The organism is Rhizobium sp. Leaf384 (assembly GCF_001424065.1).
Classification (GTDB): Bacteria; Pseudomonadota; Alphaproteobacteria; order Rhizobiales; family Rhizobiaceae; genus Ferranicluibacter.
This window is the reverse complement of the sequence record NZ_LMQE01000001.1, coordinates 800,457-826,194: the sequence shown is the minus strand read 5'-3', so window position 1 is coordinate 826,194 and position 25,738 is coordinate 800,457. Positions and strand designations below refer to the sequence as shown.

The window sequence follows — 25,738 nt, the reverse complement described above, 5'->3', positions numbered from 1 at the left end:
GCACTAGTTCCGGATACGGGCGTGCTCGCCGATATAGGCCTCGACGGCTTTCAGCTCGGGATCCAGAACGTCGAAGCGCTCCTCCCTGTCCATCAGGTCAGCAAGCCACGTCGGAAGCGCCGGGTCAATACCGCTCGCCGATTTTACTGCGGCGGGGAATTTGGCCGGATGGGCCGTCGCCAGCGTCACCATAGGTGCGTTGGGTTTCAGATGCTTGGCGGCAACGAAGGCGCCGATGGCGCTGTGCGGGTCGAGGAGATACCCCGTTTCCGCGAGCGTCCTGGCGATGGTGTCCGCCACCTGTTTTTCCGTCGCGCGCCCCGCGCGGAAGAGGCTGCGGATCATCTTCAGCGCCGTCTCCTCGATCTCGAAGGCGCCCGACTGCTTGAGCCCGCCCATGGCCGCGCGCACCTTGCCCGCATCCCGGTCGAAGGCCTCGAACAGCAGCCGTTCGAAGTTGGAGGAGATCTGGATATCCATCGAGGGCGAGGTGGTCGCGCGCACGTCGCGCATCTCGTAGCGCCCGGTCTTCAGCGTGCGGGCGAGGATGTCGTTCTCGTTGGTGGCAACCACGAGGCGCGCGATCGGCAGGCCCATCTTCATGGCCACGTAGCCGGCGAAGATATCGCCGAAATTGCCGGTGGGCACGGTGAAGGAGATCTTCCGGTCGGGCCCGCCGAGCGCCACGGCCGTCGTGAAGTAATAGACGATCTGGGACATGATGCGCGCCCAGTTGATCGAATTGACGCCCGACAGATGGACGCGGTCGCGAAACGCCACGTCGTTGAACATGTCCTTCACCAGCGTCTGGCAATCGTCGAAATTGCCACGGATCGCAATCGCATGGACGTTTGCCGCCTTGGACGTCGTCATCTGGTGCTGCTGCACCGGCGAGACCTTGCCATGCGGAAACAGGATGAAGATATCGGTGCGGTCGCGCCCGGCAAAGGCGTCGATCGCCGCACCGCCGGTGTCGCCCGAGGTGGCGCCGACGATGGTGGCGCGGCTGTCGCGCGTCGCCAGCACATGGTCCATCAGCCGCGCGAGCAGCTGCATCGCCACGTCCTTGAAGGCAAGCGTCGAGCCGTGGAAGAGCTCCATGACGAAGGCGTTCGGCCCGGTCTGCACGACCGGAACCACGGCCGGATGGCGGAAGGTCGCATAGGCCTCGTCGATCATCGCGCGAAGCGTCGCATCCTCGATCTCGCCATCGATGAACAGCGTCAGGATGCGGAAGGCGACCTCCTGGTAGGAGAGGCCGCGCAGAGCCCGGATGTCCCGCTTCGACAAGGTCGGCCACGTCTCCGGCACATAAAGTCCGCCGTCGCGCGCAAGGCCCGCCATCAGGGCATCGCTGAAACCGAGCGCAGGGGCCTCGCCCCGGGTCGAAACATACTTCACGGTCGTCATCCTCGTCTGCGTGCGTTTCGTCGCCGTCTTCTGCGCGTCTTTGCCGGCAACGCTGCTCTGGCCGAAACACAAGCCCCGAGAGAGGAGGCCGGAGCCGAACGCAGCCCGTGCAAAAATCGACCGGAACGCGCGCGAGTCCAATCGATTTTCCGGCGCGCCGCTGCTATAGACCATCGCCGCAGCACTGGAAAGCCTGCCTTTCGGCAGACGGGACCGGCTCTGCGGGCAGCGACGGACACGCGCCGTGAGAGCGCGGGCAGCGACAGGGGGTCGGATTCGAATGGTGGGTCATACAGTCAGCCGCATCGCGGCATGCGTCGGTCTCCTGGCGCTCGGCGGTTGCAATACGCCGGACACGGGCGGCGCGATCGAGGCCGGCGGCAGCGCCGCATCGGCCACGCCCGCCGTCATCCAGGCCGCGTGCCCCCAGGTCGTGATGCGCGATGCGACATCGGTCTACCGCACCTATGCCAAGGGCGCCAAGGACGATCCGACGCAGATCGTCTACCAGGCCTCGCTCGCCGATTCCACGCGCCAGTGCGTGCAGAGCGACACGACGCTGACCGTCAACGTCGTCGTGCAGGGCCGCGTCACCTCCGGTCCGGCCGGCGGTCCCGGCACCATCAACCTGCCGATCCGGGTCACCGCGAGCGACGGCGACAACACGCTCTTTTCCGACGTGACGCAGCTTCCGGTGACGGTTGCGGCCGGCGCCGGCGCCCAGCAGTTCATCTTCACCAAATCCGCCCCGATCAGTGGCGGCGCCGGCAACTTCGCCAAGGTCTATGTCGGCTTCGACACGGCCCCGACGTCCAGCAAGAAGAAAAAATAGGGAACGGACCCGGCCGTTCGCCCCGGCACGGCTGCCGGCATCCGGCGGCTAGCATCTGGCTGCCGGCGTCTGGCTGCCGGCGTATGGCTGCCGGCGTCTGGCCGATGGCTGTCGGGCCTGTGGTCTGCGCCCTTTCGCGGCTGCGCGCAGGAGCTGGTTGCGTTTGTTGTCGCGAACGGTAACCAAACCTGCAGCGGGGGACTTTTCTTTTTCCTAACGCATGTTAAGAATTCCTTAAATTAGGTTTAAGGGGGCTTTAACCATGGCAGTCTGGACGTATTCCTTTCCGAAGAATCTCTATCCTCTCAACGGCGACTACAATCTGTCCATTGCCGAATATATCGGCGAGGGCGGCCTGCGCTACAATTCGAGCACGACGAAGCAGGCGATCTACGACCTCGACAACGGCCTTCAAGTGAAGGTCCTCGGCTCGGGCTTCGCCTTCGACAGCCAGAAGGACCCGGTTTCCGGCACGGTCACCAGCATTCAGCTGCTTACCAAGACCGGCACCGTCTTCCAGACGATTTCTGGCCTCAACCTGTCCTATGCCGATCTGAGCGACGCGGCCCAGGCCTATGACGCCTGGAGTTTCCAGGACTGGCTGATGCAGGGCAACGACACGATCACCGGTTCGGCCGGTGGCGATGACATGTATGGCTTCAGCGGCAACGACATCATGAAGGGCGGCGCCGGCGACGACTACATGGAAGGCGGGCGCGGCAAGGATACCTACGACGGCGGCGACGGCTGGGACACGATCAGCTTCCAGGACAGCTATTACACGCGCGACAGCGTGCGCGGCATCGTGCTCGACGCAACGGCCGGCACCGTGACCGACCAGTACGGCAACAAGGAAACCTTCAAGAACATCGAGGAATTCCGCGGCACCCTGTTTGCCGACGTGATGACCGGCTCGTCGCGAGACGAGACGTTCATGGGCCTCGGCGGCAAGGACACGATCGACGGCAAGGGCGGCTTCGACATGGTGACCTACCATCGCGACATGCGCCGCGGCGGCGAAAGCGGCGTGACCGTGGATTTGGCCAAGGGCACGGCCACCGACGGCTTCGGCAAGACCGACAAGCTGATCAGCATCGAAGGCGCGCGCGGCACGGAGCTCGCGGACAAGCTGTTCGGAAGCGCGGTCGACAATTTCCTGCGCGGCGACGAGGGCAACGACCTCCTGGCCGGTCGCGGCGGCAACGACACGCTGCGCGGCGGCGCAGGCAAGGACAGCTTCCTGTTCGACGTCGCGCCGAACGGCAGCACCAACCACGACTCCATCGCGGACTTCGTCGTGGCGGACGATACGATCCAGCTGGAAAACGCGGTGTTCAAGGTGTTTGCCAAGACCGGCGTTCTTGCCGCCGGGGAGTTCGTCATCAACACGACCGGCAAGGCCGTCGATGCCAATGACCACATCATCTACCAGTCGAGCACCGGCAACCTCTATTACGACGCCGACGGCGTGAACGGCGCCGCTGCCGTGCTGTTTGCCACGGTCTCGACCAATCTCAGGATGACGGCCGACGATTTCCTGATCGTCTAGGGCCAGGGCCAAGGTCCAAGGTCCAAGTCTCTGGGGCCGGAGCGTCTCCGGCCCTCAGACCGCATGCGCGCGGCGGCGGTTCAACGGCCGCCGCGGTGTGGTGCCGGACAGCGCCGGGTCAGGCGCCCAGCTCCTCCGACCATTCGGCCAGCGCCTCGATGGTGGCGGGCAGGGCGGTCATGCGGGAAATCACGGTCTCGGCCCCGGCCTCGGTCAGCGCATCCGCATGCGAGGGGTAGCTGTGCGAGGCGCCGGTGAAGCCGATGACGCGCATGCCGGCCGAACGGGCGCCGTGGACGCCATGCACGGAATCCTCCACCACGATCACCCGCGACGGATCGATGCCCATCTGGGCCGCGCCGTGCAGGAAGATGTCGGGCTTCGGCTTTACCTTGTCCTCGCCGAGGTCGCGGGCGGAAAAGATGTTGCGACCGAACAGGTCCTTCAGCCCCACCTTGCCGAGCATCATCGCCAGCCGCTCGGAGGTGGAGTTCGAGCAGACACATTTCTTCAGCCGGATCTGCGACAGCGCCGCCTTGACCCCGTCGATGATCTGGACGTCGTCCTTCAGCCGCTGGTCGAGGATCTCGCTGTGGCGCGACAGGAGGCTCGCCGAGAGCGGGATCGTCGCCTCGCGTTCGACCGCCAGCAGCGTGTTCTGCCAGGTCATGCCGGCATAGCGCTCGGCCATCTCCTCGGTGGAGATCGGATACCCTGCCTCCGTCAGCAGCGCTGCTTCCACTTCCGAAGCGATGATCTCGGAGTCGACGAGCACGCCGTCGCAATCGAAGATGATGAGGTCGATACCGGACATGGGAACATCTCTGCTGAATGGGAATGCCCGCGCTTTACACGAGGGGGCGGCGCGGGACAATGCGGGGAACGACGGAAACGCGCTGACGCCCCCGGCGGAGCCGGCGCAAACGGGAGACCACGGGAGACCACGCGAGACCACGGAGGACAATGGCGATCGGTGCCGGACCCGCGGACAGGAACACCCGGCCCGGGAAAGGGTCGTGCACGCCGTGTCGATCCACGCAAGGGGCCCGAATGCCGCAAATCCCGTGCTGACCGGCAGACGTCACGTGCGGTGCGCGTCCATCCGTCGGTTTTTCACGCAAGTTTTCCGCCTCTTCAGGCTTTGGTAACCAAACTCGGTAACCATAGCAGCAGAATTTGTGTCCCAGAGTCAGCGTATCAGCGAGTAGTCATGGTGTCCCTGAAGTCTTCCGTCGTTTTGTCTGCTGAAATCTCCCCCGCCGCCGGTTCCGACCGGGATTCCCGTGCGTGGATCGACACCATCATCAAGGGCGATTGCGTTTCCGCCCTCGAGAAGCTGCCCGACAATTCGGTCGACGTCGTCTTCGCGGATCCGCCCTACAACCTGCAGCTCGGTGGCGCCCTGCACCGGCCGGACCAGTCGCTGGTCGATGCCGTCGACGATGCCTGGGACCAGTTCGCCTCGTTCGAAGCCTATGATGCCTTCACCCGCGCCTGGCTTCTGGCCTGCCGCCGCGTGCTGAAGCCCACCGGCACGCTCTGGGTCATCGGCTCCTACCACAACATCTTCCGCGTTGGCGCGATCCTGCAGGACCTGAATTTCTGGATCCTCAACGACATCGTCTGGCGCAAGACCAACCCGATGCCGAACTTCAAGGGTCGCCGGTTCCAGAACGCGCATGAGACGCTGATCTGGGCGAGCCCGAATGCCAAGGGCAAGGGGTATACCTTCAACTACGATGCCCTGAAGGCTGCGAACGACGACGTGCAGATGCGCTCCGACTGGGTCTTCCCGATCTGCTCGGGCGGCGAGCGCCTGAAAGACGAGAACGGCGACAAGGTCCACCCGACCCAGAAGCCGGAAGCGCTGCTCGCCCGCGTCATGATGGCCTCCACCCGGCCGGGCGATGTCGTCCTCGATCCCTTCTTCGGCTCGGGCACCACGGGTGCCGTCGCCAAGCGCCTCGGCCGGCATTATGTCGGCGTCGAGCGCGAGCAGACCTATATCGACGCGGCCCGCGCCCGCATCGCGGCGGTCGAGCCGCTCGGCGGCGCCACGCTGTCGGTGATGACGGGCAAGCGCGCCGAGCCGCGCGTCGCCTTCAACGTGCTGGTGGAAAGCGGCCTCATCAAGCCCGGCGCGGTCCTCACCGACGCGCGTCGCCGGCACAGCGCCATCGTGCGCGCCGATGGAACGCTCGCTTCCGGCGGCGAGGCCGGCTCCATTCACCGCCTTGGCGCCAAGGTACAGGGCTTCGATGCCTGCAACGGCTGGACCTTCTGGCACTACGACGATGGCGGCGTGCTGAAGCCGATCGACGACCTGCGCAGCGTCATCCGCGCCGACATGGCGCGCATGGGATGATGCCCAAGGCCTGCGGCAGCCGCTCATCCGGCTGCCGCTCTTCCTCGTCCCGCAAGCAAGGCGAGGGACAAGGCCGGCGGAAACACTGACATGGCCTGCAGGGGCAACTGCCCTTCGGCGCGGTAGCGTATCACCTCCAGCAACGGCCTGAGGACCGGCCGCGAACGCGTGTGTGCGGGACCGGCTGTGTTCGCCGGATTCTCTCCGCATTGTTTAAGAGAAATTAACGTCTTCGCCGCTAGTCTCGCATCCGCGATACCGCCGTGTGATCAACCACCGGCAGACCGCGATGCGGACGGGGGTTCCGGCTTTGCCGGCGCCGTCGTCCCAAGACGAAGCGGGAGTGCGACCTATCGACGGGAAATCCCGCCGGCAGTCGTTTTTCCTCCGGTTTCGTACCTTCAGTCCCGGAGGAATCTGGAACGCCCGGCCGCTTGAACAAGCCGCCGGGCGTTGCTGTTTCCAGGAACCTGTTTCTCGGGCCGAGAGCCTAAAAAGGCCCCAGCGCGCCCCGAAGCCCGAAGGCCCCGAGGGCGGCATGTTCGCCTGTGTCAGAGAATGAAATCGTCGGCATACATCTTGGTGACGCCGTTGACGCGGATTTCGAAGTCCGCGCGGCCGTCGCCATTGACGTCGCCCGAGAGAATGCCGTTCGAGAAGCGCAGTTCGCCGGCATGCTGGGTGAAGCCGTGGCTGCCGATATAGTCGAACGACTGGTTGCCGCCCGAGCGCGTGTTGGCATCGATGTTGCCGAGGTCGATAAGGTCGCCTTCGCCCGGCCGGAAATCGGCGATGACGTCGCGCAGGCTACCGACCCAGCTGTCGCTGACGCTGTCGAAGTAGAAGATATCCGCCCCGGAGCCGCCGTTCAGATAGTCGGAGCCGGAACCGCCGGTGATGTCGTCGTCGCCCGAGCCGCCATAGAGATGGTCGTTGCCGCTGCCGCCATAGAGGCTGTCATTGCCGCCGAGGCCATAGATGTCGTCGGCGCCGCCCTGGCCCTTCAGCACGTTGCGGACGGAAGAGCCGGTGATGTCGTCGGCCGAGTTCGTGCCCGTGGCGTTCTCGATGCTGATGAGGGTCTCGATCTGGTCGCTGTCGATGACGGCCGTGCCCTTGCCGAGATCGATGTCGACGCCCTTGCCGCGCTGCGAGGCGTATTGGTCCTGCATCTCGTAGCTGATCGTGTCGATGCCCGAGCCGCCATTGAAGGTGTTGTTGTAGCCGACCGATACGAAGGTGTCGTTGCCGGCATCGCCCTTGTAGACGCTGGCCTCGGAATTCACCTCGAAGCGGTCGTTGCCGTCGCCGCCCGACACGATGTCATAGGCCTTGCTGTCGCCGGCACGGATGTCGGCGACGTAGAGGTCGTTGCCGCTGCCGAGGAAGATGTCGTTGCCGCCTTCGTAATAGTTGACGACCCGGTCGGCGCCGGAGCCCGCATCCACGTAGTTGAAGCCGCCCAGGCTGTCGGTGCGGTTGAGGTAGATCGTGTCGTTTCCGCCATAACCGTAGATCGACACCTCGGCGAGGTTGTTCTGGGTCAGGATGTCGTTGCCGCTGGTGCCGTAATACTTCGCCATGAAAGCGTCCTCGCAGAATGATCGGTCAAGATGACACGCCGAGAGTACACTACCGAGGTGAACGTCGGCTGAACCAAACATGGCTTTTCAGTGATATGAAAAAGGCACATTCGCTTCAGCCCCCGGCCGTCGGGCCTTATGCCGAGGAACGGGCGGCTAGACGGGCAGGCCCAACCGTGCGAGATCGGCCTTCAGCGTCGGCCCGTCGATGAACTGCACCGCCTGCCAGCCGGCCGCCCGTGCGCCTTCGACATTGGCAAGGCTGTCGTCGATGAAGAGGGTGGCGGCGGGGTCGAGGTCGAAGGTCGTCTGGTGCGTCTCGTAGATCTCGCGGTCGGGCTTGATCTGACGCTTTTCGCCGGAAACCGTCACGCCGCGGGGCAGGTTGAGGAAGGCGAAGCGTGCGCGCGCCTCGGCGAAGGTGTCGACCGCGAAATTGGTCAGCATCGTCACGTCATAGCCTTTTTCGACCAGAGCTTCGAGAATCGCGACGCTCTCCTCGTAGGCATGCGGCACCATCTCGCCCCAGTGGATGCGGAAGGCGCGGATATTCGCCTCCTGCTCGGGAAACTGCGCGACGAGCATGTCTTCGGCATCCGCCCAGGTGCGGCCGCGGTCCTGTTCGAGGTTCCACTCGTGCGTGCAGACGGTCGCAAAGAAGGCATTCCGCTCGGCCTCGTCGGGAATGAGACGGCTGAAGGGGATATGCGGATCGTAATGGATCAGCACCTTGCCGATGTCGAAGACGATATGGCGGATGGGCGTGGTCGCGTCGGTCATGGATGTCTCTCCTGTTTCAAGATCGGGCCTGGTCTGATCCGGCTTTTTTCGAAGATTTGGGGCTGAAGCTGCCGGGCAGGGCTTTTTCGATCGCCTTCTTCATCACGGTCGGCAAGGCCTGCGCAGCCAGCGTGGCGCGGGGCTCCCACCAGCCATTGGCCGAAATCGCGTCCCGCTCCACCTCGGCGTGGAGAACGGCCAGGCGCAGCTCGAAATGGGTGAACACATGCACGATCCCGCCGCAGTCGCGCCAGGCGATCGCGCGGGCCGGGTCAGCCTCGGAAACAAAGGGCGCCGTCGGCGTGGCCGCAGGATCGGTCGTCCAGTCGGTGCAGGGCACTTCGGTCATGCCGCCGAGCAGGCCCTTGTCGCCGCGCTTGCTGAGATAGACGGCCCCCGTGGCATCGGTGGCGACAAAGGCCGTGCCGTAGCGCACCGGTTTTGCCTTCTTCGCCAGCTTCACCGGAAAGCGCTCCGGGTCGCCTGCCTTGAAAGCGTGGCAGTCCGCCTGGAGGGGACAGAGCGCGCAGACCGGCCGGCGCGGCGTGCAGATGGTCGAGCCGAGATCCATCATGGCCTGCGCGAAATCGCCGGGCCGGTCGGCCGGCGTCAGGGCCGCGACCAGCCGGCGCAGTTCGGGACGCGCAGACGGCACCGGCGTCTCCACGCGGTAGAGCCGCGACACCACGCGCTCGACATTGCCGTCGAGCACGGCGCTCTGCCGGTTGAAGGCGATGGCGGCGATGGCGGCGGCGGTATAGTCGCCGATACCCGGAAGCGCCCTTAATCCGTCTTCCGTGTCGGGAAAGCGCCCGCCATGCCGGCTCGCCACCTGTTCGGCGCACGCCTTGAGGTTGCGGGCCCGGGCATAATATCCGAGCCCCGCCCACGCCTTCATGACGTCCTCGGTATCGGCTGCGGCCAGATCCGTCACTTCCGGCCACAGCGCCAGGAATTTTTCGAAATAGGCCTTCACCGCCTGCACTGTCGTCTGCTGCAGCATGACCTCCGACAGCCAGATGTGATAGGGGTCGGGCCGCCGGCCGGCTGTAGCCATGGCCGGGGTGATGCGCCAGGGCAGCACGCGGTGGTTGCGGTCGTACCAGTCGAGCAGCAGGGCGGCGGCAGAGCCTGCCGGCAGGCCGGATCTGGACGCTTCGACGGGCAGCGCCTCTGCCGTGGACGGAAAACCTTGCATCATGGTCCTTGAGGCCGACATGCTCTATGAATCCCTGCACGCCGCCGCGCCGAGCGTCATAGCCGAAACGGCCTCGGCGGGTAAGGGCTTCGACATCATTCACCACGGGAACAACCGCATGGCGCCTTCCAAGCCCTATACCCCGAAAGGGGTCCGCCAGATCAGCGAGGTCGCCAACGGGCTGCTCGATCCGGTTCTGGCAAAACGCGCCGGCATCAGCACGCTGCTGCTCGGCTCCTGGGATGAGATCGCCGGAGAGGCTTTTGCCGACTGCACGCGCCCGGAAAAGATCGCCTGGCCGCGGCGCGTCTCGGAAATGACGGGCGACAGCCGCCACCAGCCGGGCGTCCTCACCATTGCCTGCGACGGCGCCCGCGCCCTGTTTCTCGCCCATGCCGAAGGCGAGCTCGTCCAGCGCATCAACGGGTTTTTCGGCTTTCCCGCCATCGATCGCGTCCGCATCGTCCAGAAGCCCGTCACGCCGCAGAACCGCGCCCGTCGTGCCCCGCGTCCGCTCACCGGCCAGCCCGCCCGTCATCTCGCCGCCTTGACGGCGGAGATCGAGGACGAAGGCCTGAAGGCGGCATTGACCCGGCTTGGCACGGCCGTGCTCGGGAAGACGCGGTAGGCGGTATCGCCCTTCCGAGCAAGGTCCCCGTTTGTTTTTGCAGGCTTGGCCAGGCTTTCCCAAGCTTTGCCAGGCTTAAGGGAGGGGTGGTCGGGACGCCGCCGACGGGGCTTCAGAGCCGACCCGGCGTCGTCGCCAAGGCCGTCTTTCGTCCGTCAGGCGTTCCCGCGCCACAAATGCCTCACAATTCTTTGAACGATGCACCATGGGGGCCCCTTGTCCGGTCCCGGCCGGCGCGATATCGCAGAGGCCCGTCTCCGCTTGAACAGGTGAATCATGTCCCTTTCCGAAATGACCTTGCTGAAACGCCTTTCGAGCGGTGTGGCCATTGCCACCGTCGCGCTCGCGCTCGTCGCCTGCAGCGACGAGAAGAAGGAGACGGCGAATGCACAGGCGCCCGCCCAGACGGTCGATACCGCAACCAAGACCGAGATGAAGCCGGCGGATGCGATGACCACATCCTCCACCAGCGCGACCCCTGCGACGTCTTCGGCGCCCGCCCCCTCTCAGACCCAGGCCCAGACCCAGATGGCCCAGGCCGCAGCCCCCGCGGCCGCACCGGAGCTTCCCCAGGCCGACGGCGAGGTGGAGCTTTCCAAGCTGATGGAACCCGGCGCACTGCCGGAAATGGCGATCGGCAAGGCCGATGCCCCGGTTACCATCGTCGAATACATGTCGATGACCTGCCCGCATTGCGCCCATTTCCACAACACGACCTTCGACGCCATCAAGGCGAAGTACGTGGAATCCGGCAAGGTGCGCTTCGTGCTGCGCGAGTTTCCGTTCGATCCCCGCGCTGCGGCCGCCTTCATGCTGGCGCGCTGCGCGCCTGAAGGCCAGTATTTCCCGATGGTGTCCATGCTCTTCAAGCAGCAGGAGCAGTGGGCTGCCGCGCAGAACGGCCGCGACGCCCTGCTGCAGATGTCCAAGCTCGCCGGTTTTTCACAGGAGAGCTTCGAGGCCTGCTTGACGAACCAGAAGCTTCTGGATGATGTGAATGCCGTGATGCAGAAGGGCATGAAGGACTACAAGGTGGCTTCGACGCCGACCTTCTTCATCAACGGCAAGCGCTATTCCGGAGACATGTCGGTTGACACCATGTCGGCCCTTATCGACCCTCTGCTGTAAGTCGCCCCCGGTTGCGGCACGGGAAACCGTGCCGTTTTTCCGTGCGATCCCCGCTGCCCTTCTCGCGACCACCCGCCTTTATCCGGGGACCCTCCGTTATCCAGGGACCCGCGTTTATCCAAGGACTCGCCGGCGCGTGAACGGCGGGACGCCATGAAATTCACCAAGCTGCGGCTGGTCGGCTTCAAGTCCTTCGTGGAGCCGTCGGAATTCGTCATCGAGCGCGGGCTGACCGGCGTCGTCGGGCCGAACGGCTGCGGCAAGTCGAACCTCGTCGAGGCCCTTCGCTGGGTGATGGGCGAGAACTCCTACAAGAACATGCGCGCGTCCGGCATGGACGACGTCATCTTCTCCGGCTCGGGCAAGCGCCCGGCGCGCAACACCGCCGAAGTCGGCCTCTATCTCGACAATACCGACCGCACCGCCCCCGCGGCCTTCAACGACAGCGACGAGATCCAGGTCACGCGCCGCATCGAGCGCGAGAACGGCTCGGTCTACCGCATCAATGGCCGTGAAGCGCGCGCGAAGGACGTGCAGCTGCTCTTTGCGGACGCCTCGACCGGCGCCCGTTCGCCCTCCATGGTCGGGCAGGGCCGCATCGGCGAGCTGATCGCCGCCAAGCCCCAGGCCCGCCGCCAATTGCTGGAAGAGGCCGCGGGCATTTCCGGTCTCCATTCGCGCCGCCACGAGGCCGAGCTTCGTCTGCGCGGCGCCGAAACCAACCTCGAACGGCTGGACGAGGTCACGGCCGAACTCGAGAGCCGCATCGAGAGCCTGAAGCGCCAGTCGCGGCAGGCGAGCCGCTTCAAGATGCTTTCCGCCGAGATCCGCGCCCACGAGGCCATGCTGTTCCACATGCGCTGGGTGGAGGCAAAGCAGGCCGAAAGCGAGGCGGACAGCCTGCTCAACCGGGCAACCTCGCTGGTCGCCGAAAAGGCGCAGGCCCAGATGGAGGCGGCAAAGACCCAGGCCATTTCGAGCCTCAGGCTGCCGGACCTGCGCGAGGAGGAGGCCCGCACGGCCGCCGCCCTGCAGCGGCTGCAGATCGCCCGCACCCAGCTCGACGAGGACATGAACCGAACGCTGCGCCGGCGCGATGAATTGCAGCGCCGCCTGGCCCAGCTTCGCGAGGACATCGCCCGCGAAGAGCGGCTGGCGCTCGAAAACGCCGGCGCCGTTGCGCGGCTGGAGGACGAAGCCGAAGCGCTGCTGGCCGACGCCGAGGAGGCCGGGGAGCGGGCGGAGGAGGCGCGGGCACGTCTAGCCGAGGCGCAGGACAGGCTCGAGACCAGCGAGCGGGCGCTGGCCTCGCTGACGGCCGAGCGCGCGGAAGCCGCCGCCGCTCGCGGCCAGCTCGAGCGCAGCATCCGTGACCTCGGCGACCGGCAGATGCGCCTGTCGCGCCAGATCTCCGACCAGGCCGCCGACATCGCCGCGCTCGACCGGGAGATCGCCGGCCTCGCAGACCTCGACACGCACCGCGACGCGGTCGACGATGCGCAATCCGATTTCGAGGCGCGCGCCGAGGCGATCGCGCAGGCCGAGGCGGCGCTCAGTGAAGCCCGTGCGCGCGAGGCCGAGGCCCGTGGCCCGCTCGAGGCCGCACGGGCACGCCTCAGCGCGGCCGACACCGAAGCGCGCACCCTTCGCCGCTTTCTCGACGCGGCCACGCTTGCCGGTGGCGCGCGGCCGGTGGTCGACGCCATCACGGTGGAGCGCGGCTATGAAATGCTGCTCGGGGCCGCGCTCGGCGATGACCTCGAGTCCCCGCTCGATCCGTCCGCTCCCGTCCACTGGCGCGATCCCGGCTCCGGGCCGGCCGATCCGGTCCTGCCGCCGGGCGTCGCCCCGCTGCTCGACCATGTCACGGCGCCCGAGGCGCTGCGCCGCAGCCTGTCGCAGGTCGGCCTCGTTGCAGGCGACGGGCAGGCGGAAACGCTGCTTCCCGCGCTTCATCCCGGCCAGCGCCTCGTGACGCGGGCCGGTGCCCTCTGGCGCTGGGACGGCCATGTCACCGGTGCCGACGCGCCGAGCGCCGCCACCCTGCGGCTCGAAAACCGCAATCGGCTGATCGAACTGGACGCCGAGATCGCAGAGGCCGGCGAAGCCCTGGAACGTTGCCAGCGCAGCCTGGAGGCGGCGACCGGGGCCATCCGGGCCGCCGACGAGGCCGTGCGCGGGACGCGCGAAGCCGAGCGGCAGGCGATCCGCCGCCTTTCGGAGGCCCGCGATGCATTGGCTGCCGCCGAGCGGGCAGAGGGCGATCTCGCTCGCCGTCGCGCGGTGCTGGTTGAGGCTTCTGCCCGGATCGAGGAGCAGCGCGACGAGGCGATGGCCGCCTTCGAGGATGCCGCGGCGGCGCTCGAGGACGCCCCGGATCTGGACGGCCTCGACGCCCGCCTTGCCGCCAAGGGCTCGGAGGTCGCTGCCGACCGCTCGGCGATGGCCGAAGCGCGTGCGCTCGCCGACGGCCTGACCCGTGAGAGCGATGCACGGACCCGCCGGCTGCGGGCGATCGATGCCGAGCGCGCGACCTGGGCGAGCCGTGCCGCCAGTGCCGACGACCAGATCACCACGCTGCGCGACCGCGAGGCGGAGGCGCGTGACGAACTCGAGGCCATTCTCGATGCGCCCGACGAATTCGACGAGAAGCGGCGTGCCCTGATGAGCGCCCTGTCGGACACGGAAGCGGCCCGCCGGGCGGCGGCCGACAGGCTCGTGGAAGCCGAAACCCGCCAGCGTGATGCCGATCGGCTGGCCGCGACGGCCCTCTCCGAACTGGCCGAGACCCGCGAAAAGCGCGGCCGCGCCGAGGAGCGGCTGATGTCGGCGCGCGAAAAGCGCGTGGCGGTCGAGACGGCGATCCAGCAGGCGCTGTCGGTCGCGCCGCACGCAGTGCTGCGCCTGACGGGCCGGGCCGCCGAGGCCCTGCCGGCCGATCCGCGCAGCGTGGAACGCGATCTCGAACGCCTGAAGATCGAGCGCGAGCGGCTGGGCGCCGTCAACCTGCGCGCCGAGGAGGAGCAGGCGGAGCTCTCCGCGCGGCTCGCGGCGCTTCTCAAGGAGCGCGAGGACGTGATCGACGCGATCCGCAAGCTGCGCAGCGCCATCCAGAATCTCAACCGCGAGGGCCGCGAACGGCTGCTCGCTGCCTTCGAGATCGTCAACGCTCAGTTCCAGCGCCTGTTCAGCCACCTGTTCGGCGGCGGAACGGCGGAGCTGCAGTTGATCGAAAGCGACGATCCGCTCGATGCCGGTCTCGAAATCCTCGCCCGCCCGCCGGGCAAGAAGCCGCAGACCATGACGCTGCTGTCCGGCGGCGAACAGGCCCTGACCGCCATGGCGCTGATCTTTGCCGTGTTCCTGACCAATCCCGCGCCGATCTGCGTGCTGGACGAGGTGGACGCTCCGCTCGACGACCACAATGTCGAGCGCTACTGCAACCTCATGGACGAAATGGCCGCCTCCACCGAGACCCGGTTCGTCATCATCACCCACAACCCCATCACCATGGCCCGCATGAACCGCCTCTTCGGCGTCACCATGGCCGAACAGGGGGTCAGCCAGCTGGTGTCGGTGGATCTGCAGACGGCGGAGCAGCTGCGCGAGGCGGTGTGACCCGTCACGCCGGCATGTGACCGTGATCGGGCGCGCCCCCGCAACAATTTTGCTGCAATGCAGCAATATTACCGCAGGCGCAGCATTCCTAATCGGTGGTCGATGCTGTAGCGTGAAGGGGGAGAAGAGGCGGACCAGGCCGGAGGTTGCAGACATGCGACATCGGGCACGACCGTCTCAGGGTGGAGACGGACATGCAGAAGTGGGTATACGCTTTCGGCGGAGGCAAGGCCGAGGGGCGGGCGCTGGATCACGACCTCCTCGGCGGCAAGGGGGCCAATCTTGCGGAAATGTGCAGTCTCGGCCTGCCGGTGCCGCCGGGCTTCACCATCGTCACGCGCGCCTGCGCCCTTTACTTTGAAAACGGCCGCTGCCTTCCCGACAGCCTGAAGACCGACGTGCGCGCCGGCATCGCCATCGTCGAGGACATGGCCGGCCGGCGTTTTGGCGATGGGGAACGGCCGTTGCTCCTGTCGGTGCGCTCCGGCGCCCGTGCCTCCATGCCCGGGATGATGGATACGGTGCTCAATCTCGGCCTCAACGATGCCACGGTCGAGGCGCTCGCGCGCGACAGCGGCGATGCACGCTTTGCCTGGGACAGCTATCGCCGCTTCATTCAGATGTATGGCGACGTGGTCATGGGCATCGACCATGAGGTCTTTGCCGAACTGCTGGAGGACGAGAAGGGCCGCACCGGCAAGGAACAGGAAACCGATTTCACCGACAGCGAATGGCGCCGCCTCGTCGGCCGCTACAAGGATGTCATCGAGGAGGAGACCGGCCAAGGCTTTCCGCAGGACCCGGCCGTTCAGCTCTGGGGCGCGATCGGCGCCGTCTTTGCCAGCTGGATGAGCCCGCGTGCGGCAACCTATCGCCATCTGCACGATATTCCCGCCGACTGGGGCACCGCGGTGAACGTTCAGACCATGGTGTTCGGCAATCTGGGCAACGAATCCGCCACCGGTGTCGCCTTCACGCGCAATCCCTCGACCGGCGAAAAGGCGCTCTATGGCGAATTCCTCGTCAATGCGCAGGGCGAGGACGTGGTCGCCGGCATCCGTACGCCGCAGAACATCACGGAGAGCGCCCGCATCGCCTCGGGCTCCGATCGCCCCTCGCTCGAAAAGGTCATGCCGGATGCCTTTGCCGACCTCTGCGCCATCTGCGACCGGCTGGAGGGCCATTATCGCGACATGCAGGACATCGAGTTCACCATCGAGCAGGGCAAGCTGTGGATGCTGCAGACCCGTGCGGCCAAGCGCACGGCGCGCGCGGCCATGAAGGTCGCAGTCGACATGGCCGACGAACGGCTGATCACGCGGGACGAGGCGGTGGCCCGCATCGACCCGGCCGCCCTCGACCAGCTGCTGCATCCGACGATCGACCCTGCCGCCCGCCGCGACATCATCGGCGCCGGCCTTCCCGCGTCTCCCGGGGCGGCGACCGGCGAGATCGTCTTCACATCGGAAGAGGCCGTCTCTGCCAAGAAGGAAGGCCGCGCCGTCATTCTGGTGCGGGTGGAGACGAGCCCGGAGGACATTCACGGCATGCATGCGGCCGAAGGCATCCTCACCACCCGCGGCGGCATGACGAGCCATGCGGCTGTGGTCGCGCGCGGCATGGGCATCCCCTGCGTTTCCGGCGCCGGCTCCATCCGGGTCGACCTGCGCAACGAGACGCTGATGGCCGCCGGCGTCACCTTTGCCCGCGGCGATGTCATCACCATCGACGGATCCTCCGGCCAGGTGCTCAAGGGCCGCGTCTCCATGGTCCAGCCGGAGCTCTCGGGCGATTTCGGCCGCATCATGGAATGGGCCGACGCCAGCCGGCGGATGACCGTGCGCACCAATGCGGACACCCCGGCCGATGCCCGCGCCGCGCGCTCCTTCGGGGCCGAAGGCATCGGCCTCTGCCGCACCGAGCACATGTTCTTCGAGGGCGAGCGCATCAACGTGATGCGCGAGATGATCCTTGCGGCCGACGAGGCCGGACGGCGCGCGTCTCTCGCCAAGCTCCTGCCCATGCAGCGGGCCGATTTCACGGAACTCTTCTCCATCATGCACGGCCTGCCGGTGACGATCCGCCTGCTCGATCCGCCCCTGCACGAGTTCCTGCCCAAGACCGAAGAGGAGATCGCGGATGTGGCGGTGGCGCTCGGCATGAAGCCACTCGTGCTGCGCCAGCGGGTGGATGCGCTGCACGAGTTCAACCCCATGCTCGGCCATCGCGGCTGCCGGCTGGCCATTTCCTACCCCGAGATCGTGGAAATGCAGGCCCGCGCCATCTTCGAAGCGGCCGTGCTGGCCGCGCGGGAGACGGGCGCGCCGGTCGTGCCGGAAATCATGGTGCCGCTGGTCGGCCTGAAAGCCGAGCTCGACTACGTCAAGGCGCGCATCGACGCGGTGGCCGCCGAAATCCTCGCCGAGGCCGGCGTGGGCATCGACTATCTCGTGGGCACCATGATCGAGCTGCCGCGTGCGGCACTTCGCGCCCATGTCATCGCCGAATCCGCGGACTTCTTCTCCTTCGGCACGAACGACCTCACGCAGACCACCTTCGGCATCTCGCGCGACGATGCCGCGCAGTTCCTGAACACCTATCGCACGAAGGGCATCATCGACCGCGATCCCTTCGTTTCCATCGATTATGACGGCGTCGGTGAACTTATCCAGATCGCCGCCGAGCGCGGACGGCGGACCAAGAACGGCCTGAAGCTCGGCATCTGCGGCGAGCATGGCGGCGATCCCGCGTCCATCCGTTTCTGCGAGGAGACGGGCCTGGACTATGTCTCCTGCTCGCCCTTCCGCGTACCGATCGCCCGTCTGGCCGCGGCGCAGGCGGCCATCAGCGGCAAGATTTCGGGGGCCTGATTTTTAGGGTGTTCACCGCCGCTTAAAGGTTCATGAGTATCGGTTCAAGGAGGCGAGGCTTAAGGAAGGCGGCGATGAACCAGGTCAAGCGACAGGCGCGATCCCTGTATGGCAAATGGCGACACGCCTGCCTGCTGCTGTCGATGGCGCTTCTCGTCATGGCCCTCTGGATCGTGGCGCCCTCGGTCCAGGCCTTTCTCGATGCGGAAGACAGCCTGGCCGCGGTTCGCGACTATGAAGCACTGCTTGTGGCGACGCACGCCCTGTCGGCCGAGCGCGGTCCGTCCAATGTCCTGATGTCGGTCGAGGCGGGATCCGATCCTGCTGTCGCCGCCCGGCTGCGGCTCGCCCGCCGCACGACCGATGCCGCCCTGTCCGTGGTCGACCGGGCCGCGACCCTGGCGACGGCGCCCGGCACGCTGCGCAGCCTCAAGGCCGATCTGGAGAGTGCGCGTGCGCGCATCGACGCCATCGCGGCCATGCCGCAGGCCGAGCGGTCGCTCGACATCATGGCGGATGCGATCGACCGGATGTTCGCCATCGTCGACGCGATCCAGCCTTCCGTCGCCCGGGCGGCGGCCCTGCTGGAAGCGCGAAATCCGACCCTGTCCCGCAGCGTTTTCACGGCGCTGATCGCCACGGAGCTTCGCGAGCAGGCAGGGCGGCTCGGAAGCTATGTCGTTCCCAGCGTGTCGCGCGGCCTCGCCCTGTCGCCCGAAGCGGTCGACAGCGTTAACCGGACGCGGGGCCGGATCGACCAGCTCGTGCAGATGCTGGGTGCGCGGCTCGACATCGCGGATGCGGACCTGCGCCAGCAGATGGGCGAGGTGCGCCGCCGCTTCATCGGCCGCGGCGTCGGGCTGATCGAGCGGCTGACGCGGGAGGGGCGCAGCGCCGCACACTACAGCATCGCTCCGGCCGAGCTCACCGGCCTCTACGTCCCGACCCTCCTGCCGCTGGAAGACCTGCGCAAGGCCGCGATCGGAAACATGGTCACGGATATCGGCCACAGCCGCGATCTCGCCCTGCTGCGGCTGGTCGGCATCGTCGCGGCGACGCTGCTCGTGCTCGTGCTGCTGGTCGTCGTCATGCGGCGCCTCTTCCTCTCCGTCCTGCGTCCGCTTTTGACGGCGCAGGCGATGATCGTCGGGCTTGCCGAGGAACGGCCGCTGCCGCGTGCGGCCCGCCATGCCGATACGCAGGAACTGAACGATCTCTTCGACGCGATCTCCCGGCTGGAATCCCAGCTGTCCGAGCGTCGCGAGCTGACCCAGCGGCTGCGCTTCCGGGCCGAAACCGATCCTCTGACCGGTCTTTTCAACCGCGCCCGCTTTTTCGGCCTCGGCGACGAGCGGTTCGCGGAAGCCTCCGCGGTGGCTGGCGATGGCGGGGAGCGCCGGATCGAAGGAGACACGCCGGAAAGCCGTGTCGGCGTGCTCTATCTCGATCTCGACGGGTTCAAGACCGTGAACGATACGCATGGCCACTTCGCCGGCGACCAGCTGCTGCGCGAGATCGCCTCGCGTCTGTCGAACGTGGTGGGGCCGCAGGCCCTGCTCGCGCGCCTGGGCGGCGACGAATTCGCCATCTGCACCCGCGGTCTCGACGCTGCCGATCTCCAGGCCTTTGCCCGTCGCATTCTGCGGGCGTTCAACAAGCCGATCATCATCGGTGGTCTGCCGGTCCACGTGGGCGCGAGCATTGGCCTTGCCCTGATGGATGCCTTGTGTGAAGCGGGCGCGGACGAGGCTTCGGGGCAGGATGCGGGATCGGTCGCGGAGGCCGCAAGCTTTGCGCAGCTCTGCGCCCAGGCCGACGCCGCGCTTTACGAGGCCAAGCGGGGCGGCCGCAACACCTACCGCCTCTACGGTGACGCCATGGCCCGGACGGACGCATCGCCGCAGGCCCACCGGCTGCAGGCGCTGGCGGGATAAAGCGCGGCAGCCCCGGACACACGTGGTCGCCCCGAGCGACAGGGTGAGGTCCAACGGCTTCGGCGTTCTCTCGAACGTCCCTTCTCAGGACAAGGCGTTCCGCCGCGGCGGGCAAGGTCTAAGCGTTGGCGTTAAAAGGGTACACGCAACGTGCTTTAAGGTCTTGTTGTGGCGCATGCCGTTTCCCGAAACCGCTGCACACGTTCGGGCGACATGCATCAGATCCGCTGAAAGACGTCCACGAAGGCCTGGGCGAAGTTTGCGAGGCCCAGGGTGCGCTCGTCGGGCTTCTCGATGCGGATCGATGTGCCGTCCGCCTCCAGGCAGGCAAAGATCGTCTCCGCGCCCATGTCCTTGTCCCGCGGAATCCGCAGCACGGCGATCCGCTGGCAGTTCTCGACCAGCCCAGAGGCGGGGAGGTCGAACAGGAAGGCGCCGTTGAGGTCCGCCGCAGCGGCCCGTACCCGATCGGAAAAGGCAAGGCCATCGCTGGCAAGGCTGCTGCCGGCCAGGCCGTCGAGCACGATACCGTCCAGCGACAGTTCGAGCTCCAGCATTTCCATTGTGAACTCGAAATCGCCGGCATCCGGACCGCTCCGGGCGGCCTCACCATCGATATTGGCAGAACGCATGGTCCTCATCCCCCTTTGCAACCGGTGCGAACCGGCCAGACAGTGCGACCGGACCCATCCGGCCAGCCACACATGTTCAGACACTCTTTGTCAGACGCCCGGTCTTTGTCAGTCGGCCACTGAACGCAAGCCGCGCCGGGCGGAAGGCTGCAGGTCACGGGAAATGTCGTTAACAAGTATGTCAATTCCGTGGCAGCGCGTCTCCCGGTTGCGGTCGATCGCGAAGCGCTTGTCAACGTGGCAGGCAGATAAAGGTTCCATGTCCCCTGCATGTGCCAAGGCCCCTGCAGCCGCATCCGGGGCATGCGGACCGTCCCCACGCATGCCCGGCCGGTGGCAAAGGCGCGGTTCGCGCCGTCGTTCGGCCGATGCCGCTGGAAGCGCCGCGATTGCAGCCTTGGATGACGCGCCGGATTGTGTAAGGACAGGGCGACGGCAGACGGCAGGTCGCAACGCCGTCACGATCCAGGACCGGGGCCCGCAGGCGGTCGGGGGGCGGGATCCGACAGGACGGGGCAGCGGCTGCGATGGCAGAGATGCGGGAAAGACGAGGGTTCGGCCGGCAATGATCACCTATGAACGCCCGATCTCCTACGCGGCCCGCTGGGCGCGCCATGTCGCGCGGCTGGCCTTCGCCCTTTTCGTCCTGTCGCTCGCCGCGCATCGTTTCGGCTCGCTGTCGAGCACGCTCTTCGTCACGCTGGCCCTTGCCAGCGCGGTTCTGGCTGTCTTGGCCGTCATCCTGGCCGTCGTCGGCTTCGTCCGCCTGTGGCAGGTGGCGGCCGTGGGCGGCATCGCCTCCACCATGGCGCTGGTCTATGCGGCGCTGCCACTCGGCGTCGCGGGGTTTGCAGCCTTCCAGCTGGTCGACAAGCCCGGCCTTTCCGATGTCTCGACCGATCTCGTCACGCCGCCGCCCTTCATCCGCGACCGTCCGATCGAAGCGGGGTGGCTCACCCCGCAGGCCCCCACCGTTGCCGACCGGCAGGCGCAGGCACGCGCCTATCCGGCGCTGACAGGGCGTCGGTACGACGGCGCGCTCGACCGCGTTCTTGCGGGCGTCCGCACGGTCGCCGAACAGTCGGGAATCGCAATCGTCGCGGAAGAGGGCCTCGAGAATGCCGAGCCCGATTTCGAGGATCTCGCCGTGAAGACGGAGCCGCCGACGGATGCGGAGGGCGGGCCGAAGGGCAAGACCCGGGGACGCGCATCCGGACGGGCAGGCGCGACGGCACCCTCGGGCGATCCGGGCCCGGTGCCCATTCCGCTCTCGCGCCCCAAGCCGGATCTCGGGCCCCTGGTGCCGCTGCCGCCCGGGCGAAAGGCGGGCGACATCCTGCTGCAGGGAGAAAGCCGCAGCCCCGTCGTCGGCTTCCGCTTCGATCTCGTCATCCGTCTGCGCGAAGAGTCCGAAACCACCTTCGTCGACATTCGCGTCGCCTCCCGCCTCGGCCGCCACGATCTGGGCCTCGATGCCATGACGGCCGAAGACGTCCTGCATGCGCTCGACGCGGAGCTTCTCGGCATCGCCGGCGACTGAGCACGACACGCCGGCCCACGGCCTGACGCAAAGCTTGGAAGGCGCGGAGGTTGGAACGGCACCCAGCCTCGAACGGCACCGAGCTTGGAAAATGCACGGCGGTCGTCGCTGCGCGCGACCGGCTGTCGGCTCCGTCCGGTGCCGCCCTGTCCGGTGTCGCCCCGCCGGGTGCCGCTCCGTCCGGTGCCGCCCTCTCCGGTGTGCTTTGGCCGGTGCGCCCCATCCGGTGTCGCTCTGTCCGGCGCGGACGCGCGGTCGTCGCGGCAAGGTCCGTCAGGCGGGCCGGTAGCGTCCCGTCAGCGCCGGCGGGCCGTCGGTGAAGACGAGCCCGCGCTCCACCAGATCCTCGAGATGGGCCAGCACCGAAAGGGCGGCCGCGCCATGCAGGCGCGGGTCCGTGGAGGCATAGAGCGCCTGCACGATCTGCGAAATCTCCCGGTCGCCCCGACGGATGCGCTCCACCACGCCCCGCTCGCGCATGCGCCGATGCGCGCGCAGCCCGCGCAGGAACTTTGCCGGTTCCGTCACCGGCCCGCCATGGCCGGGCAGGTAGAGCCGGTCGTCGCGCGCCAGCATCAGGTCGAGCGAGGCCATGTAGTCGCGCATGGCGCCGTCCGGCGGCGCGACGATGCTGGTCGCCCAGGCCATGACGTGATCGGCGGAAAAGACGATGCCCGTCCCCTCAAGGGCGAAAGCGAGGTGGTTGGCCGTATGGCCGGGCGTGGCCAGCGCCGTTAGCGTCCAGCCGTCGCCCGCAAGGGCTGCGCCGTGGCCGAGCCGGAGGTCGGGCGTGAAATCGAGGTCGGCGCTTTCCGAAAACGGATTGACCTCGCCGTCATGCAGGGGGCGGGAAGCCCGGTGGGGCCCTTCCGCCGCGATCACCCCGCCGACATGGCGCTGCAGCACCCGCGCCAGCGGCGCATGGTCGCGGTGGGTGTGGCTGACGAGGATATGGCTGACCGGCCGCCCGTCGATCGCCCGCAAGAGCGCGGCGAGATGCGCATCGTCGAGCGGGCCGGGATCGATCACCGCCAGCGTCCGCTCCCCGACGAGATAGCTGTTCGTGCCATGGAAGGTGAACGGCCCGGGATTGCCGACCGTCAGCCGCGTTACCCCCTTGGCAACCGCGACCGCCTCGCCGTAGGAAGGCTCGAAGGCCTGCTCGAAGCGCGGCTCCGCCTCGTCGCTGTCGGGAAGGGCAGCGCTCACTTCAGTTCGATCTCGATGAAGCTCATCGGGGCATCGCCGGCATTGATCACATCGTGCTCCACGCCGGCATCGCGCCTGTAGACCGCGCCCTTGGCCACATCGAATTCCCGCACGCCCTCGGCATCCTCGATCCGGAAACGGCAATCCGTCATCGGCACGACGATATAGCCGAGGCCGTGGACATGATGCCCGGTGTGCGCACCCGGCGCGAAATCCCACTGGGTGACGCGCATCAGCGCGTCGTCGCTGATCACCGTCGGCCGCGCCGGCATCCGAGCCTGATATCCTGCCATGTCTCCGTCTCCTTCATCCCGGCCGATCGTCAACACGGCGGCGCGCTTCGTCCGTGCGGCCGGAAGCAATCCCCGGAAGCCATCCCCAGAAGCCATCCCCGGAGCGCCCCGACGAGCGTCGGAAACGCCGTGACGCCCGGCCCGGCCCGGAAGCCGCGCTGTGCCTCGACGCAACTCTAGCCTTAAAACCCTTCCGACCGAAAGTGCAGCGACCGTCATCCCGTGCCTCAACGGAGAGGAGAGGGACGCGCGATGCCCACCTCCGGCGGAAACGGCACAAGCGGCGACAGGCGCCTAGGGAAACAGGCGCCAAGGGAACAGGCACACGGCCCAAACCCACCGGACGCATGCCGGCCCGGCAGGGGTGCGGCATGAGACCCAATACACAGGAGACCTGACAAACAGGAGACCCGATAAACGTGAGACCGGATAAACTTGAGACCCGGCAAACTTACCCGTTGTCCCCGCCCTCACGCTTTGCTATCAGCCCAACACCCGGCCATCACCGCAGCCGGACCGGCAATGGGGCGTCGCCAAGCGGTAAGGCACCGGTTTTTGGTACCGGCATTCCCAGGTTCGAATCCTGGCGCCCCAGCCAGCAACTCCTTTTCAGCCCGGAAATCCACGTTCTCCAGCGCATAAGCTTGGCTGGGAATCGAAGTGGATGCATAATCTCCGCGTAGTCGGGTTCGCTATTCGACCACTTGCAGCCTGTAGAGCTCAAAAACTGAGGCGAGACGTTATCAGTGGTAGTTAACGCATAGTCGTCGCAACGCCGAATCTACGAGGTGGCAAACTTTCGTCGTTTCTGCGCAATCGGCCTCAGATGGGTCGTTCGGCAAAAGTTGCCATCGCAATATCCCTGTTAAGAGTCATCTTCTTCAAGAGCGCGGGCCGACCTCATCAAGCCGCATAGTCAAAAAGCCGAAGCTCCATCGGTGCTTGTCAGCGGCCGCTCTCTCCTTCATCCATCACGACCGATCGAACACGCGGTCTGACAACGTTGACAAACGTGTTGACCCGCTCGGCCAGCCACGAAAACGCGGCGTCCCGGCCTTCGGGTGTGTTCAACGCAGGGAAGGCTCTGCTGTCCGATACGGTCGCGCGTCCGCTTCGGTCAATGATCGTCGCAGTCTCCCCAAGTTCGTTTTTAATGTCGTACCATGCGTCCACGATTGCTTGCACGGCGCGTTCGCCCACGCTGTTGCGGCTGCCGGACAGGAAGACGCCGAGGGTATTCTTGGACTTTTCGCGGTAGACGGTCAGCCAGGAACTGCTGTTCGGGGCAGGGAGCATGACCGAGATGTAGCCTCCACGGCTCGCCTTGGGGAACGGCTGCTCGGGGTCGTCGAGCTTGAGGTGCTTCAGGAAGTCGCTCCAGAACTGCAGGCGTTCGGACCCCATGGCTTCACGCTCGGGGTCGAGATCATCGCCGACCTGGTCGACCGTATCCTCGACATCAACGACGCGGTGACCCTCAGGCACCACGACCACGGTCCGGGTGATCGAGGTGGTTCTTGCCAGCACGCGCGGCGTGACGAGCAGGCCACCATCCGGCAGGGTGAAGATGGGCATCTCGACGAGGCCGAGAGAGAAGTGCAGACCTGCATGGCGTTGCAGATATTCGGCGATGGCTTCGACGCCTTCGCGGATGCCATCGCCCAGGATCAGGAGCAGGAACCGTCCGCGACGAAGATTGAGGCTGAGCGCGTCATTGAAGGCGATCTCGTCGACTGAGGGGTCAACGGCACGCACGAGGTCGAGCATGGCGTTGCCGGTGACGCCGAGGCGTCGGCCCACCTCACGCTGGAGGTCCGACGACGTCCAGCGGCTGAGTTCCTTGGCGTAGTCGATGATCTGACCCACGACCTCGCGGCGGCTTTCCGGGTTTCGCCAGAGTTTGCATTCGACCAGGACCGGCAGGCCGGACGCCGTCACGAGAAGGTTGTCGATCGGCCCGGCTTGGGTTCTGAGCTCCCGGCAGATGGCGATCGGGTTCTTGAACGAGGGGTCGATTTCATCGATCGGCAGCGATCCCGGATGCCTGTGAACGAGGTCCTGAATCTGCGCTTCGCTGACGCCATCCAACGCTGCGGTGAGGCTCATAGGACGAAGCGTGGTGGTGCAGCTATCCCTAAGGATGACGGGCGCGGCATGTTGTCGAGACAA

At 66.6% G+C, this 25,738-nt stretch carries 18 protein-coding genes and 1 tRNA gene; 10 read left to right on the top strand and 9 right to left on the bottom strand.

The window, feature by feature from the left end:
* Window positions 1-3: 3 nt before the first annotated feature.
* Window positions 4-1,410 (bottom strand): threonine synthase, encoded by a 1,407-nt coding sequence (gene thrC / locus ASG25_RS03830; RefSeq protein ID WP_062472083.1) that lies wholly within the window; start codon window positions 1,408-1,410, stop codon window positions 4-6.
* A 280-nt stretch (window positions 1,411-1,690) separates the two neighbouring features.
* Between thrC and ASG25_RS03825 the strand changes: the two genes are divergently transcribed.
* Window positions 1,691-2,242: a hypothetical protein gene (locus ASG25_RS03825; protein ID WP_062469438.1), complete on the top strand. Its 552-nt coding sequence runs from the start codon at window positions 1,691-1,693 to the stop codon at window positions 2,240-2,242.
* A gap of 262 nt (window positions 2,243-2,504) precedes the next feature.
* Window positions 2,505-3,791: a calcium-binding protein gene (locus ASG25_RS03820; protein ID WP_062469437.1), complete on the top strand. Its 1,287-nt coding sequence runs from the start codon at window positions 2,505-2,507 to the stop codon at window positions 3,789-3,791.
* Window positions 3,792-3,909: 118 nt separating this feature from the next.
* On the opposite strand, the gene ASG25_RS03815 is transcribed toward ASG25_RS03820, so the two are convergent.
* Entirely contained in the window at window positions 3,910-4,605 is a 696-nt protein-coding gene (locus ASG25_RS03815) for an HAD family hydrolase (RefSeq protein WP_062469436.1), read from the bottom strand.
* Window positions 4,606-5,001: 396 nt separating this feature from the next.
* On the opposite strand from ASG25_RS03815, the gene ASG25_RS03810 reads away from it, so the two are divergent.
* Window positions 5,002-6,156: a site-specific DNA-methyltransferase gene (locus tag ASG25_RS03810; RefSeq protein WP_062469434.1), complete on the top strand. Its 1,155-nt coding sequence runs from the start codon at window positions 5,002-5,004 to the stop codon at window positions 6,154-6,156.
* Between the two features lie 551 nt (window positions 6,157-6,707).
* Here ASG25_RS03810 and ASG25_RS03805 read toward each other — a convergent pair.
* The 3 genes from ASG25_RS03805 to mutY form a co-directional block, all read right to left on the bottom strand.
* The gene (locus ASG25_RS03805) at window positions 6,708-7,739 is read right to left on the bottom strand and encodes a calcium-binding protein (protein ID WP_062469431.1); all 1,032 of its coding nucleotides are present in this window, start codon (window positions 7,737-7,739) and stop codon (window positions 6,708-6,710) included.
* Between the two features lie 156 nt (window positions 7,740-7,895).
* Window positions 7,896-8,519, bottom strand: a complete 624-nt coding sequence (locus ASG25_RS03800; RefSeq protein WP_062469429.1) for an HAD family phosphatase — start codon at window positions 8,517-8,519, stop codon at window positions 7,896-7,898.
* Between the two features lie 16 nt (window positions 8,520-8,535).
* Complete coding sequence (mutY, locus tag ASG25_RS03795; RefSeq protein WP_062469426.1) at window positions 8,536-9,717, bottom strand: A/G-specific adenine glycosylase; 1,182 nt, start codon at window positions 9,715-9,717, stop codon at window positions 8,536-8,538.
* Window positions 9,718-9,835: 118 nt separating this feature from the next.
* Between mutY and ASG25_RS03790 the strand changes: the two genes are divergently transcribed.
* The 5 genes from ASG25_RS03790 to ASG25_RS03770 all read left to right on the top strand — a co-directional run bounded on the left by ASG25_RS03790 (window position 9,836) and on the right by ASG25_RS03770 (window position 19,895).
* A complete protein-coding gene (locus ASG25_RS03790) occupies window positions 9,836-10,345 on the top strand; it encodes a DUF721 domain-containing protein (RefSeq protein WP_062472080.1) in 510 nt (169 codons plus the stop codon).
* Window positions 10,346-10,621: 276 nt separating this feature from the next.
* Window positions 10,622-11,473, top strand: a complete 852-nt coding sequence (locus ASG25_RS03785; protein WP_062469422.1) for a DsbA family protein — start codon at window positions 10,622-10,624, stop codon at window positions 11,471-11,473.
* A 153-nt stretch (window positions 11,474-11,626) separates the two neighbouring features.
* Complete coding sequence (locus tag ASG25_RS03780; RefSeq protein WP_062469419.1) at window positions 11,627-15,091, top strand: chromosome segregation SMC family protein; 3,465 nt, start codon at window positions 11,627-11,629, stop codon at window positions 15,089-15,091.
* 194 nt (window positions 15,092-15,285) lie between these two features.
* A complete protein-coding gene (gene ppdK, locus ASG25_RS03775; RefSeq protein WP_062469417.1) occupies window positions 15,286-17,961 on the top strand; it encodes a pyruvate, phosphate dikinase in 2,676 nt (891 codons plus the stop codon).
* A gap of 74 nt (window positions 17,962-18,035) precedes the next feature.
* Window positions 18,036-19,895 carry a GGDEF domain-containing protein gene (locus ASG25_RS03770; RefSeq protein WP_062469414.1) on the top strand — a complete coding sequence of 620 codons (1,860 nt, stop codon included), beginning with the start codon at window positions 18,036-18,038 and terminating at the stop codon, window positions 19,893-19,895.
* Window positions 19,896-20,113: 218 nt separating this feature from the next.
* On the opposite strand, the gene ASG25_RS03765 is transcribed toward ASG25_RS03770, so the two are convergent.
* On the bottom strand, window positions 20,114-20,527 hold the full coding sequence (locus ASG25_RS03765; protein ID WP_062469411.1) for a hypothetical protein: 414 nt from the start codon (window positions 20,525-20,527) through the stop codon (window positions 20,114-20,116).
* Window positions 20,528-21,092: 565 nt separating this feature from the next.
* On the opposite strand from ASG25_RS03765, the gene ASG25_RS03760 reads away from it, so the two are divergent.
* On the top strand, window positions 21,093-22,067 hold the full coding sequence (locus tag ASG25_RS03760; protein WP_062469408.1) for a DUF1499 domain-containing protein: 975 nt from the start codon (window positions 21,093-21,095) through the stop codon (window positions 22,065-22,067).
* A gap of 273 nt (window positions 22,068-22,340) precedes the next feature.
* On the opposite strand, the gene ASG25_RS03755 is transcribed toward ASG25_RS03760, so the two are convergent.
* Window positions 22,341-23,276 carry an MBL fold metallo-hydrolase gene (locus ASG25_RS03755; RefSeq protein ID WP_062469405.1) on the bottom strand — a complete coding sequence of 312 codons (936 nt, stop codon included), beginning with the start codon at window positions 23,274-23,276 and terminating at the stop codon, window positions 22,341-22,343.
* Window positions 23,273-23,569 (bottom strand): cupin domain-containing protein, encoded by a 297-nt coding sequence (locus ASG25_RS23380; protein WP_062469403.1) that lies wholly within the window; start codon window positions 23,567-23,569, stop codon window positions 23,273-23,275. The genes ASG25_RS03755 and ASG25_RS23380 overlap by 4 nt, the downstream gene beginning before the upstream one ends.
* 523 nt (window positions 23,570-24,092) lie before the next feature.
* Between ASG25_RS23380 and ASG25_RS03745 the strand changes: the two genes are divergently transcribed.
* Window positions 24,093-24,167, top strand: a tRNA-Gln gene (locus ASG25_RS03745).
* 347 nt (window positions 24,168-24,514) lie between these two features.
* Here the strand turns inward: ASG25_RS03745 and ASG25_RS03740 are convergent.
* On the bottom strand, window positions 24,515-25,738 hold the full coding sequence (locus ASG25_RS03740; RefSeq protein ID WP_062469400.1) for a hypothetical protein: 1,224 nt from the start codon (window positions 25,736-25,738) through the stop codon (window positions 24,515-24,517).

Coding starts and splice junctions, on each gene's coding strand:
- thrC (WP_062472083.1), bottom strand. CDS start 1,410: ATGACGACCGTGAAGTATGTTTCGACCCGGGGCGAGGCCCCTGCGCTC.
- ASG25_RS03825 (WP_062469438.1), top strand. CDS start 1,691: ATGGTGGGTCATACAGTCAGCCGCATCGCGGCATGCGTCGGTCTCCTG.
- ASG25_RS03820 (WP_062469437.1), top strand. CDS start 2,505: ATGGCAGTCTGGACGTATTCCTTTCCGAAGAATCTCTATCCTCTCAAC.
- ASG25_RS03815 (WP_062469436.1), bottom strand. CDS start 4,605: ATGTCCGGTATCGACCTCATCATCTTCGATTGCGACGGCGTGCTCGTC.
- ASG25_RS03810 (WP_062469434.1), top strand. CDS start 5,002: ATGGTGTCCCTGAAGTCTTCCGTCGTTTTGTCTGCTGAAATCTCCCCC.
- ASG25_RS03805 (WP_062469431.1), bottom strand. CDS start 7,739: ATGGCGAAGTATTACGGCACCAGCGGCAACGACATCCTGACCCAGAAC.
- ASG25_RS03800 (WP_062469429.1), bottom strand. CDS start 8,519: ATGACCGACGCGACCACGCCCATCCGCCATATCGTCTTCGACATCGGC.
- mutY (WP_062469426.1), bottom strand. CDS start 9,717: ATGCAAGGTTTTCCGTCCACGGCAGAGGCGCTGCCCGTCGAAGCGTCC.
- ASG25_RS03790 (WP_062472080.1), top strand. CDS start 9,836: ATGGCGCCTTCCAAGCCCTATACCCCGAAAGGGGTCCGCCAGATCAGC.
- ASG25_RS03785 (WP_062469422.1), top strand. CDS start 10,622: ATGTCCCTTTCCGAAATGACCTTGCTGAAACGCCTTTCGAGCGGTGTG.
- ASG25_RS03780 (WP_062469419.1), top strand. CDS start 11,627: ATGAAATTCACCAAGCTGCGGCTGGTCGGCTTCAAGTCCTTCGTGGAG.
- ppdK (WP_062469417.1), top strand. CDS start 15,286: ATGCAGAAGTGGGTATACGCTTTCGGCGGAGGCAAGGCCGAGGGGCGG.
- ASG25_RS03770 (WP_062469414.1), top strand. CDS start 18,036: ATGAACCAGGTCAAGCGACAGGCGCGATCCCTGTATGGCAAATGGCGA.
- ASG25_RS03765 (WP_062469411.1), bottom strand. CDS start 20,527: ATGCGTTCTGCCAATATCGATGGTGAGGCCGCCCGGAGCGGTCCGGAT.
- ASG25_RS03760 (WP_062469408.1), top strand. CDS start 21,093: ATGATCACCTATGAACGCCCGATCTCCTACGCGGCCCGCTGGGCGCGC.
- ASG25_RS23380 (WP_062469403.1), bottom strand. CDS start 23,569: ATGGCAGGATATCAGGCTCGGATGCCGGCGCGGCCGACGGTGATCAGC.